Genomic DNA, 16,100 nt, shown 5'->3' with positions numbered 1-16,100 from the left:
TTATATCAACGGGAAGTAGCTCAGCTTGGTAGAGCACTTGGTTTGGGACCAAGGGGTCGCAGGTTCGAATCCTGTCTTCCCGATAGATAATAATTTTCACACGGGGCCTTAGCTCAGCTGGGAGAGCGCCTGCTTTGCACGCAGGAGGTCAGCGGTTCGATCCCGCTAGGCTCCATTTCATTTGAATAATGAATATCTTTTTTCGCGGTGTAGCTCAGCTGGCTAGAGCGTCCGGTTCATACCCGGGAGGTCGGGGGTTCGATCCCCTCCGCCGCGATTTTTAAAGAGCCTGGACCTTTAGCTCAGTTGGTTAGAGCAGACGGCTCATAACCGTCCGGTCGTAGGTTCGAGTCCTACAAGGTCCATAGTGACGTTGTAAGTTCCATATTGGAGGATTACCCAAGTCCGGCTGAAGGGAACGGTCTTGAAAACCGTCAGGCGGGTAAAACCGTGCAAGGGTTCGAATCCCTTATCCTCCTTACTTTGTGAGTTACTATAAAGTAGTTGATTCGCAAATCATATTATCGCGGGATGGAGCAGTCTGGTAGCTCGTCGGGCTCATAACCCGAAGGTCGTAGGTTCAAATCCTGCTCCCGCAATTGACTTTGATTTTTCAAAGTCGACAATTAAAAAAACTAAAATCATGGTTTGGTAGTTCAGTTGGTTAGAATGCCTGCCTGTCACGCAGGAGGTCGCGGGTTCGAGTCCCGTCCAGACCGCCATGCGGGTGTAGTTTAGTGGTAAAACCACAGCCTTCCAAGCTGTTGTCGCGAGTTCGATTCTCGTCACCCGCTTTTAGTTTTTTTATGGGCCTATAGCTCAGCTGGTTAGAGCGCACGCCTGATAAGCGTGAGGTCGATGGTTCGAGTCCATTTAGGCCCATTAGTACAAAATCTTATTGGTTTTGGGGAAGTACTCAAGTGGCTGAAGAGGCGCCCCTGCTAAGGGTGTAGGTCGGGAAACCGGCGCGAGGGTTCAAATCCCTCCTTCTCCGTTTCAATATTTTACCTGGCCCGTTGGTCAAGCGGTTAAGACACCGCCCTTTCACGGCGGTAACACGGGTTCGAATCCCGTACGGGTCATGATTATAGTTTTATATTGGAGGATTACCCAAGTCCGGCTGAAGGGAACGGTCTTGAAAACCGTCAGGCGGGTAAAACCGTGCAAGGGTTCGAATCCCTTATCCTCCTTTCTTTGAGAGTTACTACAAAGTAGTTGATTCGCAAATTATATTATCGCGGGATGGAGCAGTCTGGTAGCTCGTCGGGCTCATAACCCGAAGGTCGTAGGTTCAAATCCTGCTCCCGCAATTGACTTTGATTTTTCAAAGTCACCAAATAAGAAACTAAATATGGTCTGGTAGTTCAGCTGGTTAGAATGCCTGCCTGTCACGCAGGAGGTCGCGGGTTCGAGTCCCGTCCAGACCGTTTGGCTCGGTAGCTCAGTTGGTAGAGCAATGGATTGAAGCTCCATGTGTCGGCAGTTCGATTCTGTCCCGCGCCATAATGCGGGTGTAGTTTAGTGGTAAAACCACAGCCTTCCAAGCTGTTGTCGCGAGTTCGATTCTCGTCACCCGCTTTTAGTTTTTTTTATGGGCCTATAGCTCAGCTGGTTAGAGCGCACGCCTGATAAGCGTGAGGTCGATGGTTCGAGTCCATTTAGGCCCATTAGTTTCACCTGGCCCGTTGGTCAAGCGGTTAAGACACCGCCCTTTCACGGCGGTAACACGGGTTCGAATCCCGTACGGGTCATTAAAGATACTTTCTAAAGTATCTTTTTTTATTTGTAAGAATGATTTCAAAAGACTTAAGATAGTTATCGTAGGCGATGATTGTTTTAGGTCTTTTTATTTGATTCTATAGGTGATCAGAAATAGAATGAAAAAAATTTGGTTCTGCTGCAAAGGATTTGTTGTATACTTATGCTCCTAAACTTTGAACCTTTTTTATTTGCTATTCTTTAAACATGTAGCATAGTGAAGCGAAATGATTACCTGGGATAAAGGAAATAACCAGCATAATCAATGAACTATTCAAATTTTTAAGTAATTACGTTAAAAAAACAAGCGTAAATTTCAAATATCTGCTATACTTGGTTCGTTGCAAGTTCCCGAGAGGATCCGTCATCGACGGAGATGCCTTGTAACCGAATTTAACTAGGGGGAATCACTATGGGAGAAAGACATTTATTTACCTCAGAATCTGTTTCTGAAGGACATCCAGATAAAGTTGCTGATCAAATCAGTGATGCGATCTTGGATGCAATTTTAGCAAAGGATCCAAATGCACGTGTGGCTTGTGAAACATCTGTTACCACTGGTCTTGTATTGGTATTTGGAGAAATCTCAACCACTGCCTACGTGGATATTCAAAAAGTGGTACGTCAAACGATCAAAGAGATTGGCTACACACGAGCAAAATTTGGCTTTGATGGAGATACAGTAGCTGTATTAGTTGCAATTGATGAACAATCACCAGATATCGCTCAAGGTGTTGATGAAGCACTTGAGATTCGTGACGAAGCGAAGAGAGATGTATTGGATGAGATCGGTGCTGGAGACCAAGGATTGATGTTTGGTTTTGCAGTCGATGAAACACCTGAATTAATGCCTTTACCAATTGCATTAAGCCATCGTCTAGTTCGTCGTTTAGCTGATTTACGTAAATCCAATGAATTAACTTATCTACGTCCAGATGCAAAATCACAAGTAACAGTTGAATATGATGACAATGGTCAGCCAGAACGAGTGGATACCATCGTTATTTCAACACAACATGATGATGCAGTGGACAATGAAACAATTCGTCATGACGTCATTGAAAAAGTAATAAAAGAAGTTATTCCAGCTGAATTACTTGATGACAACACAAAATACTACATCAATCCTACTGGTCGCTTTGTTATTGGGGGACCTCAAGGAGATGCTGGGTTGACGGGAAGAAAAATCATCGTTGACACATATGGCGGCTATGCTCGTCATGGTGGTGGAGCATTTTCTGGGAAAGATGCTACTAAGGTTGACCGTTCAGCAAGTTATGCCGCTCGTTACATTGCGAAAAACATTGTAGCAGCTGGTTTGGCAAGAAAAGCTGAAGTTCAGTTAGCCTATGCGATCGGTGTTGCACAACCTGTATCTATTTCAATCAATACTTTTGGTACGTCAACTGTTCCAGAAGAAGACTTGATTGCCGCTGTGAGAGAAAACTTTGATCTACGACCTGCAGGTATTATTGAAATGCTTGATTTACGTCGTCCAATTTATCGTCAAACAGCAGCTTATGGTCATTTCGGTCGTACGGATATCGAATTGCCATGGGAAAAAACAGATAAAGTTGATGCAATTAAAGCAAGCTTAGCAAAATAGCTTTTTGATGGCTGGAATGGTTCTCTTTATGGGATCATTCCAGTTTTTTTTATCCTAACGACTGAAGAGAAATCCATGGTCGTTTTTGATTCGTGTTTTTGATAAATGATAAAGCCTATTTTTTTTGGCTAAAATTTATTTGGCAACAACAAAAAAAGGAGGAATAAGATGAAAAGAGAAACAAACGTCAAATTAGTAACGATCAGTGTGTTTATTGCAACTTTCATGACAGCAATTGAAGGAACGATCGTGACCACTGCGATGCCTACGATCGTCGGCTCTCTTCACGGTATGGAGATCATGAATTGGGTATTTTCGATTTATTTACTAACGAATGCGATGCTGACACCGATCTATGGCAAACTTGCAGATAAAGTGGGGAGAAAACCTATTTTTATCTTTGGAACGCTATTATTTATTATTGGTTCTTTATTTTGTGGACTTTCTCAAACCATGATGGGGTTGATTGCTGCTCGTGCTGTTCAAGGAATGGGCGCTGGAGCAATGATGCCAGTGGCGTTAACGATCATTGGCGATTTATATACGATTGAAAAAAGAGCAAAAGTTTTAGGTTTGAACAGTTCGGCTTGGGGAATTGCTAGTGTTTTTGGACCATTAGCTGGAGGTTTTATTGTAGAAACGATCAGTTGGCATTGGATCTTTTTTATTAATGTACCAATCGGGCTTTTATTGATGGTTTTGATCTGGCTTTATTTGAACGAGCCACAGAGAGAACATGAGTCGAAACCGATGGATCTATTCGGGAGTTTTAGTTTGATGGCGATGTTGGTTGCTTTACTTCTTGGATTTCAATTGTTAGGGGATCAAGGATTTACTCCAGTAGTGATCGGGCTTTTGATCGGAAGTCTTCTTCTATTATTTTTATTTATTGTAGCCGAAAAAAGAGCCAAAGACCCTGTGATCATGTTGCATCTTTTTGCTAATCCACTATTTGTGGTCGTGAATCTAGCAGCTGCTTTAGCTAGTGGGTTCTTAATGGGCATCGATGTGTATATCCCGATGTGGATGCAAGGGGTATTGGGGCTAAATGCTGCAGTAGGGGGATTGGTCTTAGCACCGCTTTCACTTGTTTGGATGGTCGGTTCTTTCTTAGCAAGTAAGTGGATGACTCAAATGGCAACGAATTGGGTATTACGAATTGGTCTGTTAATTGCTTCCCTAGGTGGTGCCTGGCTCTGGTTAATGCCATTTGAAAGTAATTTTTTATGGTTCTTTGCTATTTCAACGGTCATTGGTGTAGGACTAGGAATCACCATGACTACCTCAACTGTTAGTGCCCAAAATAGTGTGTCTCGAGATCAACTAGGGGTAGCTACCTCGTTCAATACATTGGTGCGGACGATTGGACAAACTGTGATGGTGGCAGTCTTTGGCTTATTGATCAATGGAGTAACACAACGGGAGCTAAATGCGACTAATTTGACGAATGATGCAGATATCATGAATAAGCTAGTCAACCCACAAACAGCTAAAAACATTGCGTCAGAGTTGATCACGCCTTTACGGAAGATTTTATATGAAGGATTGCATCAAGTCTATTTTGTGGGGCTATTACTAGTAGTGGTCGCTTTTGCATTGACATTTGTCGTTCGTGAAAAAAGTGATAGAATAAGAGAGTATTAGTACAAGAAAGTAGTACTAAATGTTACTTTGTGAGGTCGTTTGACCAATTATTTCACAACGATAACCGGTGTTAGAATAGTTGTTTTATCAAAATTTGTCATTATTGGTCAGGTCAAAAACACTATTTTTCACACCTTAGAGAGGATGTTTCAACGTGGCATTTATTCAAGCAAATATTTATTCAAATGTTTTAGAGATGGAAGTAAGCCTGAATGTAATCCTTCCACAAACAACAAATAAAGTGATCGGTACGAGTTCACAACAAGCGACAACAGATGTTCCTGTGTTATACCTTCTGCACGGAATGGGAGGAAATCATAGTGTCTGGGAGCGTCGGACGTCGATTGAAAGATATGTCGCAGACCATGGATTAGCGGTCATTATGCCTTCTACTGATCTAGGTTGGTATACCGACACGGCCTATGATATGAAATACTGGACGTTTATTTCAGAAGAGCTTCCCGAAATCTGTCATGAACTGTTTCCACAATTAACGACAAAAAGAGAAAAGACTTATGCTGCTGGATTATCAATGGGTGGCTATGGTGCTTTGAAACTTGGACTAGCAAAACCAGAAAATTTTGCTGCAATCATTTCTTTATCAGGAGCCATTTCAGTAGGCAATCGGATGGATGATTTATTGATGATTCGAAAGGCAAAATTCTGGGAGGGCGTATTTGGACCGTTAGATCAGATCAAAGGTTCAGTTAATGATCCTCAGTATTTATTAGAAGAATTAGTAAAGAGCGACAAAACAGCACCTCGTATCTACTTGGCATGTGGAGAATCAGATTTTCTTTATCAAGCAAATCAAGAAATGACCGATTCATTGAAAGCAAATGGAATTGGCGTAACCTTCGAACATGGTCCTGGTGAACATAATTGGGTATTTTGGGATCAGTGGATTCAACGTGCTTTGGAATGGTTATTTGAAGAAAAATAGGGGAAGAATCCTTGATCTTTCTTAGCTTTTGAGACTATTTTTCAGGACGATCGCTAGGGCTAGGACATTGTCTTGGCCTTAGCTTTTTTCTAAGACGAATCATAAGGTAATAATTTGAAAGAGGTGTTTTTTTGGAAGAGATAAAACATTGTAAAGAATCGATAGTCATCCAAACACATCGGATTTTTCCATTTGATCTTAATCCTTTTGGGTTTTTATTTGGTGGGAAATTGATGACGATGATCGATGATGCTGCGTCGATCTCTGTGACAAGACATTGTCGTAGAGGTGCAGTTACCGCTTCTTTAGACAGCTTGAATTTTTTGAAGCCATTGCATGAAAACCATTCTGTGTGTGTAGAATCTTATGTAAGTGGTACTCATCATAAATCGATGGAAGTATTCGTTAAAATTATTGGAGAAAATCTGACAACTGGGGAGCGTTACTTAGCCGCAACTTGTTTTACAACATTTGTCGCTGTTCCGTCTCATATGAATGAAGAAACGGAATTTACAGTACCTAAAGTCATACCTGACACGGCAGAAGAAAAACTAGTGTGCGCAGGATACGAAAAACGGCGCAAACAGCGCTTACAAGAACGAGAAGACTACCGAGCTTTTGCTGCTCAATTATCAACAGACCTTCCTTGGTTAAAAAATGAAGGAATAGATGATTAGACTGCTTCATCTAGGATAAGTGAAATGGCTAAACTAGTAGCTAAACTGGCTATTACTTGTGGAATAGGAAGGTCTATTCATGTGGTCAACTCAAACAGTAAACAAAAAATCATGAAGGCAAGTTCGCGAACTTGCCTTCATGTCTTTTTTTGTTTACGATTCTTTTTGTACAGCCAACCCTTGAAGATAGATCGTCACGCTATCAAGAAAGAGTTGTTTTTCATTTTCTTGGTGCTGGTGAGCGGTGATACTAGCCTTTAGTCCAACTAGTGCATTTTCTTCGACATAACTTTTCATAGAAAGAATAGCATCTTTGAGTAAGTGATTACCGGTCATGATTTTGTGCCGAAGATTCTGTTCATGCTGTTGATCCATCAGTTGACCAATCAACAAGTTATGAAGTGCAAACACTGCTTGACGACTACGGTCAATCGAAAAGCCCGCTTGGATAAGAATCTGGATCATCATTTCTAAGTGTTCCAAACGACTCGCATAAGAAGGAACGGTATTGATTTCTAGCTCTGCACCACAAGGAAAGTGGGTGTAAAGGTCGTAGTAGTTTTCCATGAATTGAACAAGGCGTTCCTGCCAAGGTAAATGAGGATCGGGAATGATTAGTTCATTTTCCATGAATTCAGCCATTTTTTGGAGCAAGTCTTGCTTATTTTTGAAATACCAGTAAAGCGCAGGGGCTTTTACTTGAACTTTTTGAGCAAGGTTTCGCATAGATAGTTTTGATAGTTCTTGCGTTTCTGCCAGAATCGCAAAAGCAGATTTGATAATCATTTCTTGGGAAAGCTTTGGTTCCAAATTTAATCAACCTCTTGTATTGCAATATTTTTTTAAACATGGTAAATTGTTAGTCGGCCTTATTTTACAGTGTTAAATAAGACCTGTCAATTTTAATAAAAAGGGGTGTAACAACCAATGGGCTTAATTTTAAGACATGCAAAAAAATACAAAGTTGCTGTATTTATTTCATTGTTTTCTGTAGCGATTATGGTAAGTGCCGCATTATGGCAACCGAAGCTTTTACAACAAGTATTAGAAGCTATTATTACAGAAGATAACGACAAGATGAAAACGATCGGTGTATACTTGATCAGTTTAGCTTTATTAGGACTGGCAGCTGGAGTTTCAAATACGATTTTTTCAGCGAAAGTGGCACAAGGGATTAGTGCTGATATTCGGGAAGAAGCATTTCGTAAAATCCAGACTTTTTCATTTGGAAATATCGAAAAATTCTCTGCTGGAAATCTGGTAGTTCGACTAACAAATGATATTACACAAATTCAAAACCTAGTCATGATTTCTTTACAATCGCTCTTTAGAATTCCATTTCTGTTTATCGGGGCTTTTGTTTTGGCAATGATGACGATGCCGCAATTATGGTGGATCATTGTCGCATTGATCGTAGCAGTTTTCTTGATTACAGCTTTATCATTTACCAGAATGGGTAAACATTTTATGATCATCCAAAAACTGATTGATAAAGTCAATAGTATTGCCAAAGAAAATCTTATGGGGATCCGTGTAGTCAAATCTTTTGTCCAAGAAGACAATCAATTGAAAGAGTTTAGTAAAGTCAGCGAAGATCTAACGAAACACAACATCATTGTGGGAACCTTGTTTTCTGTGATGATTCCATCCTTTATGTTGGCTGCTAATTTAGCAGTAGTTGGCGCAATCTTTTTTGTTAGTGATTTAGCAAAAGATGATCCAACCTTAATCGGTGGTTTGGCTTCTTTCATGAACTATTTGATGCAGATCATGATGGCAATCATTATTGGTGGAATGATGATGATGATGACATCAAGAGCTGCAGTTTCATTGAAACGGATCAAAGAGATTTTAGACACAGAACCAGATTTAACATACCAAGATGTGCCAGAACAGGATTTAACTGGATCAGTCACTTTTGATCATGTTTCTTTCCGTTATCCTGGCGATGATGCAGACACATTGAAAGACATCAGTTTTTCGATCCAACCAGGTGAAATGGTGGGGATTGTTGGTGCAACAGGAGCTGGTAAATCGACACTCGCTCAGTTGATTCCACGATTGTTTGACCCAACAGAAGGAAAAGTGGAAGTAGGCGGCGTAGATTTAAGACAAGTCAATGAAAAAAGCTTACGTCACACTGTATCCTTTGTTTTACAAAAAGCGATCCTTTTCTCTGGAACGATTGCGCAAAACTTGCGTCAAGGGAAAAAAGATGCTTCTGAAAAAGATATGGAACATGCTTCTGCGATTGCTCAAGCACAAGAATTTATCGAAAAATTAGCAGATCGCTATGAGGCTCCTGTGGAAGAACGTAGTAGTAACTTTTCAGGTGGACAGAAACAGCGGTTGTCTATTACCCGAGGTGTCATTGGTGATCCTAAGATTTTGATCTTAGATGATAGTACCAGTGCATTAGATGCACGTTCTGAAAAGTTGGTTCGTGAAGCATTAGCAAAAGAATTAAAAGGCACTACTACGATTGTGATCGCTCAAAAAATCGCTTCTGTTGTCAAAGCAGACCGGATTCTTGTATTAGATGAAGGCAGATTAGTGGGTGAAGGAACACACGAAGAACTAGTAGCAACCAATCGGGTGTACCAAGAAATTTTCGAAACACAAAAAGGAACGGAGGAGTAGCCATGACTGATTTAATAAAAGCCAGTAAGTTTTTCTATCACTATTTAAAACGGTATAAGGTCTCCTTTTTCTTTATTTTTGTTACAGTTATCATTGCCACTTATCTTCAAGTGAAGGCGCCACAATATATCGGAGAAGCCTTTCAAGAACTAGCTAACTATGTTGGGGCTTTGATGCAAGGAGTCGATGATAAGAGTCGCTTCGTTTCCATTATTTGGAAACTATTAATGTTTTATGTTTTAGCGAGTGCCGCAAACTTCATTTACAGTATCTTATTTACGCAAGTGGTGGGTAAATCGACGAATCGGATGCGTATTGGTTTATTCAATAAACTAGAAAAATTGACGATCCGCTTCTTTGATTCTCATCAAGATGGGGAAATTCTTAGTCGATTTACGAGTGATTTAGATAATATCCAAAATAGTTTGAACCAAGCTTTGCTCCAAGTAATCACCAATATCGTTTTACTTTTTGGGATATTGATTATGATGTTCCGCCAAAATGTTGAGTTAGCTTGGGCAACAATTGCTTCTACACCAGTGGCAGTTTTGATTGCTGTTTTGATTATCCAAAAGGCAAGAAAATACGTTGATTTACAACAAGACGAAGTTGGGAAATTGAACGGCTATATGGATGAAAAAATCAGTGGTCAACGTGTCATCATCACCAATGGATTACAGGAAGAGACAATTGATGGTTTCTTAGAACACAATGAGACTGTTCGTAAAGCAACGTTTAAAGGACAAGCTTATTCAGGATTGCTTTTCCCAATGATGCAAGGGATGTCTTTAGTGAATACCGCAATCGTCATTTTCTTTGGTGGATGGTTAGCACTGAATGGGGATCTGGAACGCTCGGTTGCTTTAGGATTGGTAGTTACGTTCGTTCAGTATTCCCAACAATATTATCAACCATTGATGCAAATTTCATCTGGTTATAGCATGATCCAATTAGCGATCACAGGGGCACGTAGACTGAATGAGATGTTTGCTGAAAAAGATGAAGTAAAACCAGCGAATGGTCAATCCTTTAATGGGATCGATAAAGGCTTATCTTTGGAACACGTTGATTTTGGTTATAACCCTGATAAATTAGTGTTAAATGATGTATCTATTGATGTAAATAAAGGCGAAATGGTCGCGTTAGTTGGACCGACTGGCTCAGGTAAAACAACGATCATGAATCTATTGAATCGTTTTTATGATGTGAATAGTGGTGCAGTAACGATTGATGGGACAGACATCCGTGAGTATGATTTAGATGCTTTACGAAAACATGTAGGAATCGTTTTACAAGAATCCGTCCTATTCTCGGGTACTATTCGCGACAATATTGTCTTTGGGAAACCTGATGCGACAGATGAAGAAGTGATCAATGCCGCTAAGCAGGCGAATATTCATGACTTTATCATGAATCTAGAAAAAGGGTATGAAACAGAAGTATCTGAAGAAAACAACTTGTTCAGTACCGGTCAGAAACAATTGATCAGTATTGCCAGAACGATCATTACGAATCCTTCATTGTTGATTTTAGATGAAGCAACAAGTAACGTGGACACAGTAACAGAAGCTAAAATCCAAAAAGCCATGGACGAAGCAATCAAAGGACGTACTAGTTTTGTGATTGCCCACCGGTTAAAAACGATTTTAAATGCGGATCGTATTGTTGTTTTACGTGATGGAAAAGTAATCGAAGAAGGAAATCATCATCAGTTGTTGGCAGAAGATGGCTTCTATGCTGAACTTTATCATAATCAGTTTGTCTTTGAATGATCTGTTTTTGATGAACAAATAAGCTAACTAATAGACTACTTAGAAGAGGGAATGGCTCTTTTCTAAGTAGTCTTTTTTTGCATATAGAGATCTCTTTGACTTTTGCTATTGTGAGATAAGAATCGTTATTTTTCAGACTTGTCTGAAAAAGTTGAAGTAAGCTGTTTCAAGAAACCTGTTATATTTCATGTTAAATAAGGCGCTCCTTAAAAACTATAAAAAGGCAGGTAATGGGTATGAAGGTAAAAATAAGGCAGGTGTGCTTACAATTGATGATGCTCTTGACGATTTTGGTTCCTTTGTCCAACCCGCTCTTTTTGATGGGGCCGCTAGTCCATGCTTCCTCAAATGGTCATTTCCAGGTAACTGGACAACCAACAGGTTTTCAATTAGGTGAGGCTTACGGGAACAATGATAACGGCGTCCAATTGATGATCGATCCTGAAAAAGACGGCACGTATACGAGTGATTTGCCCGAAACAGGCGTTCCAAGCGATACGAATGTCCGCCTTCAAATCAATTGGTGGTTGGTCGATGACGATATTTATCCTAGTGGCGATCTAATGGCTAATGAACGCTATACGATCATTGAAAATATTCCTGACACATTATTGATTCCAGCAGGTGGTCTATCGGGCGAATTGATGGATGAAACTGGACGATTTTCTTTTGGCACGTTTTATGTAAATGAGGATCGTAGTATAGCGATCCAATTTAATACCCGTATTTATAATTTTAGTGAGATTCAGGGTTCGTTTTCTATTGATACGAGTTTTGATAATATTACCGAAGAATTGATCGTAGATTTGGGAGAATATGGTGTAGTTGAAGTGCCAATCATTGTTAAAGGGGAAGAGATCGTTGAAAAACAGGGGATTAGTTTTAATCGGGATACTGGAATTGTTGAATGGGAAGCGTTGATCAACGAAGAACATCGGGCGTTGACAAATGTGAAAATCACAGATTTCTTTGGTGATAACCAGGAATTTGTGTCAGTTAGTATCCAAAAGAAAGAAGTTGAAGATGAACAGTTCCATCCTTTATTAGCAAGTGATTATAGTCAAGCGCAACAAGATAACCAAATAACTTGGACGATCAGAAATAATGAAGCACCTAAACGAACCGCTTATCGATTAATCATCCGTACCAGAGTCAAAGATCTGAGCCAACCAACTGTTCATAATCAACTCATTGTCGAAAGTGATGAGTTGGGTCGGACAGAAACGAATGACGTCGAATTTGATATCGTAAAACAAAATTTTTCAAAACGAATAGCTAAAAATCCAAATGGATCAGACAAAATTGATTTTTATCGGGCGACAGATGAGCCTGGTCAACCAACGGGGAATCGCGAAGCGTATGACTATGTACTCGTGACTTGGCAAATCGACACGTATTATTACGTCGATGGTGAAAAAGACCCTATCGTCGATCGATTATCCGTCATTCCAGCAAATGCTGCGAGCCATACCTTTGAACAAAATTCACTGCAGATCACTGGAACGAATGCGGAAGGCTTTACAGTCGGTTTCAATGCAGAAAACACAGAGATGACGCTCACACCACCAGGGGATGCGAATGGCACCTACCGAATCACCTACCAAACGAGGATACAAACGACGGATGGACAGGTTTCAGCGGATACGATCCAGTTTTCCAACCATGCGATCCAAGGAAGTTTTGGTGAAGGTAGCGCTGGCGGAATCATTCCTAACCCAAGCATGCCAGGGATCGTAAAACGTGGAGTTGGGGGTGACCAGACTCAGCAGATCCAACATTGGGAGATTTTGTTCAATCAGGAAAACAAATTAGTTGAACAAGTAGAAATCCGTGATTCTTCCATCATCTTTGAAGAGGATCTCGTGCGATTGTTCGATCCTAATAACTATCACGGCTACTATGAGAACAATGTTCGTCCTTTTAAATGGATCTATTATGCTCGCTCATTACTAGAATCGACATTAATCATCACAGATGACGTAGGCAACACATTAGAAAAGGGTGTTGATTTTGAGTTGGTTTTGCATAATCTTTCTGAACCAGGCGAACGATTGATGTTGCCAGATGGGAGTTATTTACATCAAGCGAATAGTGCTTATCAAACAGGGTTTACGATCCGCTTGATTGGAGATTACGAAACAACGGATCGAACCATTAAGATTCATTTTTCAACGAAAGAGCATCAGTTATCTAGTAGAGGTTATTTAAAAATCTGGGATGAAGACCCTTCTCAGTTCAATAGAAGTAATTACTATTCCAGCGATCCAGTAGTCCAAGGGATCTATCCTTGGTTAGGTGGAACGTATATCCATCCAGATATTACGTTCTTCAACTACGCCAAAGCAACTTGGCGGCAAGGAGACGTTCAGTATTCTCAAGATTCAGTTGGTTATGGAACATTTGGCAATTGGCACTATAGCCTCATAAACGATGGACATAAAAAAGGGTTATTCCTACAGCCAGGGCAAAAGTATGAAGAAGCAATCGCTGAAGATGCAGAACAAGCTGATGCTGGAAATATCGGAACGTTTGAATATTGGACAGATGAAAGTTTTTCAAATGAGAGTCGACAACCGGTCTACACTGGAATCGTTGATCGCTACCAAACACTGTTTCGTCTAGAATTCAATCCTTCCAGTGGTCCATTACCAGCAGGAACCGTCATTGAAGATGATTTTTCGACCCTTGCTGGTTGGGAGTTTAAGCCAGACTCTGTTCACGTCTTTCAGGGGACCGCCAACCTAGCTGGTCCGATTGATCCTGATACGAACCAACACCGCTGGAAAATAGCGGCAGGAGATTATGCAGGGAATGAACGACTAGTGAAAGGTACGGATTATCGCCTAGAATATGATCCGCAAACACAATTGATGCGGATCGTTCTCTTAAAAGAGAGTCATCGACCAATCGTTATCTTCTTCATTGCCGATTATGTTGCCACTCAAGAACTAGCTGATAATCCATTACTAGCAGGTTCTTATAAAAATATAGCGACACTGACAAGTCCTGGTGGGCGCAAGACAGAAGTAGAAACGCAAGTCACGATACCGACAGAAAGTTTAGTGATCAAGACGGGTGAAGTAGCAGACGACGGCGAACATATCACCTACCGCGTGATCGTGAATCCAGGTGGCGCCAAATACCAGAATTTGTATCTCTTTGATCTCATGGATCATGAAGAAGAAACGACGCTTCTGCTAGATCCCGATACTGGAAAATATCGAATCAACGTTTTTGAAGGAAAATACAATCCCCAGACTCAGCAATTTGAAAAAATACGCCGTTTAATCGATGAACAAGATTTTCTACTGTTGGCACCACAACAACTCTTAGTCCCATATTTGCCAGAGTACATTGGCGTAGATGGGCGAGGTGCTTATCAAATCTTTGAATGGCAAGCAAATCCAGAAAATGATACAAGTGAAGCTCATTGGATCAGTCAGCAAACAGGAAGAGCTTTAAGTGAGCCAGGTGTGAAGGCAGAAACCGCCTTTGACCAGTTAGCTGCGGACGGTTTGATCAATTTATCGCAAAAAACTGCTCATTTCCAATTAGTTGTAGGTGATAATACTGGTCAGTCAGAAGTGACAGATAAAACATTGATCGTAGAATATACTGCCCAAACAACCGCTGATTCTGTCAATAATCGTGCAGGTGTTTTCTTGAATGGAAAACAAAAAGTGACGGAAGAATCCATTACGGACATCACGACGGGCGAAGGTTATGCTTCAGGAATCCATCGAATCGTGGAATTCTATAAAGCCGATCACGAAGGAAATGACCTTACAGGTTCAGAATTTCGTTTAGAGAAAAAATCTAAAGATTTTTTCCAAGAACAATTTCCTGAAAGAGTATTAGGGACATTTACGGTAGATAATCCTACTCAGATCGGTGGTGTTCATGAAGAAGAGGCTTATGGATTGACGAACGGAATCTATCGTCTGACAGAGATTACTCCACCAGCAGGTCCGTTTGCTGTACTACCAGAGCCCATTTATTTCAAGGTACAGGCATCAGGAACGACTAGTAGAGAAGAGGAAATTTTTTTCACCGATGAACAAGGGATTCCAGTGACACAAGAACGAGCAACAATCCAATTAGACAATGGACAGTTCAAGTTGACTGTTGAAAACCGACCAAAGCCTTTCATGATCGAAAAAAATTGGGATTTTACCACGCCTAATGCGGCAGTACCAGAGGAGATCAAAGAAGATTATGAAATTACGGTCAATTTATTAAGGGAACAACGGCATGAACAAAGCGATGAGTGGCGCTTGGATGCTTCATTCACACCCATGACTTTCACTTTGAATCAGGAGAATGAGTTTAAAGTGCTGGTCGAAGAGTTAGCCGATTTAGGTGAGGATTATCGATATATCGTAAAAGAAACCAGCATCATCAATACCAAAACAGGAAAAAACCTGCAACCATATTTTGATTTAAGTAGTGGGGAAGAGGGCGATCAAGTTGATAATCTCAATAAGATCGTGAAAGATGCTAATCAGAATTGGCAAATCATCCTGAAAAATAGCACGACACCTGAAAGTACCCCTGAACGTGTCTATGTGGGATTTGAGAAACAATTTGAATTCAGCGATTTAGATTACTCGAGCATTAACTACATTACCTTTGAGTTATTTAGAAGTGTCGAAGAAGGGGAAAAGCAGAAAATCCAAACGATTCTCTTAACGCCAGGAGATACAGGTGAAGGGTTGAAATGGATCAGTAACCGCTTGGAGAAATTTACTCCAGATGGTCAAGCTTATCATTATTACATTAGAGAAATAAGTATTACTGATCACGAAGGTAGTGACCTTTCTGAACGATTTAGGCTAGCTGATACAGATTACATTTTGTTACAACCACATGAAGCTGTCCAAAACTTGGACGAAATGGAAGTCGTACCAATCATGAATACGGAAACGTCTGGCTTATTGCCAATGACAGGTGGACCTGGACTTCGCTTCTTTCTAATTGCAGCCCTCACTACCATTGTTTTATTACTAGGTTGGTTGTTCTATCGCTTGAGAAGTAAGCGAAATAGCAAATAGTAATTAGGA

8 protein-coding genes, 18 tRNA genes and 1 riboswitch are annotated in these 16,100 nt (G+C 40.5%); of the genes, 25 read left to right on the top strand and 1 reads right to left on the bottom strand.

The window, feature by feature from the left end; genetic code table 11:
* Nucleotides 1–9 precede the first annotated feature (9 nt).
* From AB3H93_RS11925 to AB3H93_RS11820, 22 genes are all read left to right on the top strand, one after another.
* Nucleotides 10–83, top strand: a tRNA-Pro gene (locus tag AB3H93_RS11925).
* Between the two features lie 19 nt (nt 84–102).
* A tRNA-Ala gene (locus tag AB3H93_RS11920) sits at nt 103–175 on the top strand.
* A gap of 28 nt (nt 176–203) precedes the next feature.
* Nucleotides 204–277 (top strand) — tRNA-Met (locus AB3H93_RS11915).
* 14 nt (nt 278–291) lie between these two features.
* Nucleotides 292–365 (top strand) — tRNA-Ile (locus AB3H93_RS11910).
* Between the two features lie 24 nt (nt 366–389).
* Nucleotides 390–479: transfer RNA gene (locus AB3H93_RS11905), tRNA-Ser, on the top strand.
* A gap of 46 nt (nt 480–525) precedes the next feature.
* A tRNA-Met gene (locus tag AB3H93_RS11900) sits at nt 526–599 on the top strand.
* Nucleotides 600–645: 46 nt separating this feature from the next.
* Nucleotides 646–722: transfer RNA gene (locus AB3H93_RS11895), tRNA-Asp, on the top strand.
* Between the two features lies 1 nt (nt 723).
* Nucleotides 724–794 (top strand) — tRNA-Gly (locus tag AB3H93_RS11890).
* A gap of 14 nt (nt 795–808) precedes the next feature.
* Nucleotides 809–882 (top strand) — tRNA-Ile (locus AB3H93_RS11885).
* Nucleotides 883–906: 24 nt separating this feature from the next.
* Nucleotides 907–994, top strand: a tRNA-Ser gene (locus AB3H93_RS11880).
* 16 nt (nt 995–1,010) lie between these two features.
* Nucleotides 1,011–1,082 (top strand) — tRNA-Glu (locus tag AB3H93_RS11875).
* 18 nt (nt 1,083–1,100) lie between these two features.
* Nucleotides 1,101–1,190, top strand: a tRNA-Ser gene (locus tag AB3H93_RS11870).
* Nucleotides 1,191–1,236: 46 nt separating this feature from the next.
* Nucleotides 1,237–1,310: transfer RNA gene (locus AB3H93_RS11865), tRNA-Met, on the top strand.
* Between the two features lie 43 nt (nt 1,311–1,353).
* Nucleotides 1,354–1,427 (top strand) — tRNA-Asp (locus AB3H93_RS11860).
* Nucleotides 1,428–1,430: 3 nt separating this feature from the next.
* Nucleotides 1,431–1,503 (top strand) — tRNA-Phe (locus AB3H93_RS11855).
* Nucleotides 1,504–1,507: 4 nt separating this feature from the next.
* A tRNA-Gly gene (locus tag AB3H93_RS11850) sits at nt 1,508–1,578 on the top strand.
* A 15-nt stretch (nt 1,579–1,593) separates the two neighbouring features.
* Nucleotides 1,594–1,667 (top strand) — tRNA-Ile (locus AB3H93_RS11845).
* Nucleotides 1,668–1,679: 12 nt separating this feature from the next.
* Nucleotides 1,680–1,751 (top strand) — tRNA-Glu (locus tag AB3H93_RS11840).
* 343 nt (nt 1,752–2,094) lie between these two features.
* A riboswitch (SMK box riboswitch) is annotated at nt 2,095–2,173 on the top strand.
* Entirely contained in the window at nt 2,171–3,364 is a 1,194-nt protein-coding gene (metK, locus tag AB3H93_RS11835; RefSeq protein WP_368020628.1) for a methionine adenosyltransferase, read from the top strand. (Overlaps the previous riboswitch by 3 nt.)
* A gap of 168 nt (nt 3,365–3,532) precedes the next feature.
* Nucleotides 3,533–5,008 (top strand): MDR family MFS transporter, encoded by a 1,476-nt coding sequence (locus tag AB3H93_RS11830; RefSeq protein ID WP_368020627.1) that lies wholly within the window; start codon nt 3,533–3,535, stop codon nt 5,006–5,008.
* Between the two features lie 154 nt (nt 5,009–5,162).
* Nucleotides 5,163–5,951 (top strand): alpha/beta hydrolase, encoded by a 789-nt coding sequence (locus tag AB3H93_RS11825; RefSeq protein ID WP_368020626.1) that lies wholly within the window; start codon nt 5,163–5,165, stop codon nt 5,949–5,951.
* Nucleotides 5,952–6,082: 131 nt separating this feature from the next.
* Entirely contained in the window at nt 6,083–6,628 is a 546-nt protein-coding gene (locus AB3H93_RS11820) for an acyl-CoA thioesterase (RefSeq protein WP_010736958.1), read from the top strand.
* 153 nt (nt 6,629–6,781) lie between these two features.
* On the opposite strand, the gene AB3H93_RS11815 is transcribed toward AB3H93_RS11820, so the two are convergent.
* A complete protein-coding gene (locus AB3H93_RS11815; RefSeq protein ID WP_368020625.1) occupies nt 6,782–7,438 on the bottom strand; it encodes a TetR family transcriptional regulator in 657 nt (218 codons plus the stop codon).
* Nucleotides 7,439–7,555: 117 nt separating this feature from the next.
* Here AB3H93_RS11815 and AB3H93_RS11810 point away from each other — a divergent pair, with 117 nt between their 5' ends.
* From AB3H93_RS11810 to AB3H93_RS11800, 3 genes are all read left to right on the top strand, one after another.
* Entirely contained in the window at nt 7,556–9,268 is a 1,713-nt protein-coding gene (locus AB3H93_RS11810; RefSeq protein WP_034868009.1) for an ABC transporter ATP-binding protein, read from the top strand.
* Between the two features lie 2 nt (nt 9,269–9,270).
* On the top strand, nt 9,271–11,040 hold the full coding sequence (locus tag AB3H93_RS11805) for an ABC transporter ATP-binding protein (protein ID WP_368020624.1): 1,770 nt from the start codon (nt 9,271–9,273) through the stop codon (nt 11,038–11,040).
* A 236-nt stretch (nt 11,041–11,276) separates the two neighbouring features.
* Nucleotides 11,277–16,091, top strand: a complete 4,815-nt coding sequence (locus tag AB3H93_RS11800) for a prealbumin-like fold domain-containing protein (protein WP_368020623.1) — start codon at nt 11,277–11,279, stop codon at nt 16,089–16,091.
* The last annotated feature ends 9 nt before the right edge of the window (nt 16,092–16,100 follow it).

It is taken from the genome of Enterococcus sp. C74, assembly GCF_040887125.1.
Classification (GTDB): Bacteria; Bacillota; Bacilli; order Lactobacillales; family Enterococcaceae; genus Enterococcus_B; species Enterococcus_B hirae.
Note: the sequence above shows the minus strand (reverse complement) of the source record. Positions and strands in the feature narration are given on the sequence as shown.

What these genes read in the sequence shown, in the direction of transcription:
- metK (WP_368020628.1), top strand. Translation starts at nt 2,171, where the DNA reads ATGGGAGAAAGACATTTATTTACCTCAGAATCTGTTTCTGAAGGACAT.
- AB3H93_RS11830 (WP_368020627.1), top strand. Translation starts at nt 3,533, where the DNA reads ATGAAAAGAGAAACAAACGTCAAATTAGTAACGATCAGTGTGTTTATT.
- AB3H93_RS11810 (WP_034868009.1), top strand. Translation starts at nt 7,556, where the DNA reads ATGGGCTTAATTTTAAGACATGCAAAAAAATACAAAGTTGCTGTATTT.
- AB3H93_RS11805 (WP_368020624.1), top strand. Translation starts at nt 9,271, where the DNA reads ATGACTGATTTAATAAAAGCCAGTAAGTTTTTCTATCACTATTTAAAA.
- AB3H93_RS11800 (WP_368020623.1), top strand. Translation starts at nt 11,277, where the DNA reads ATGAAGGTAAAAATAAGGCAGGTGTGCTTACAATTGATGATGCTCTTG.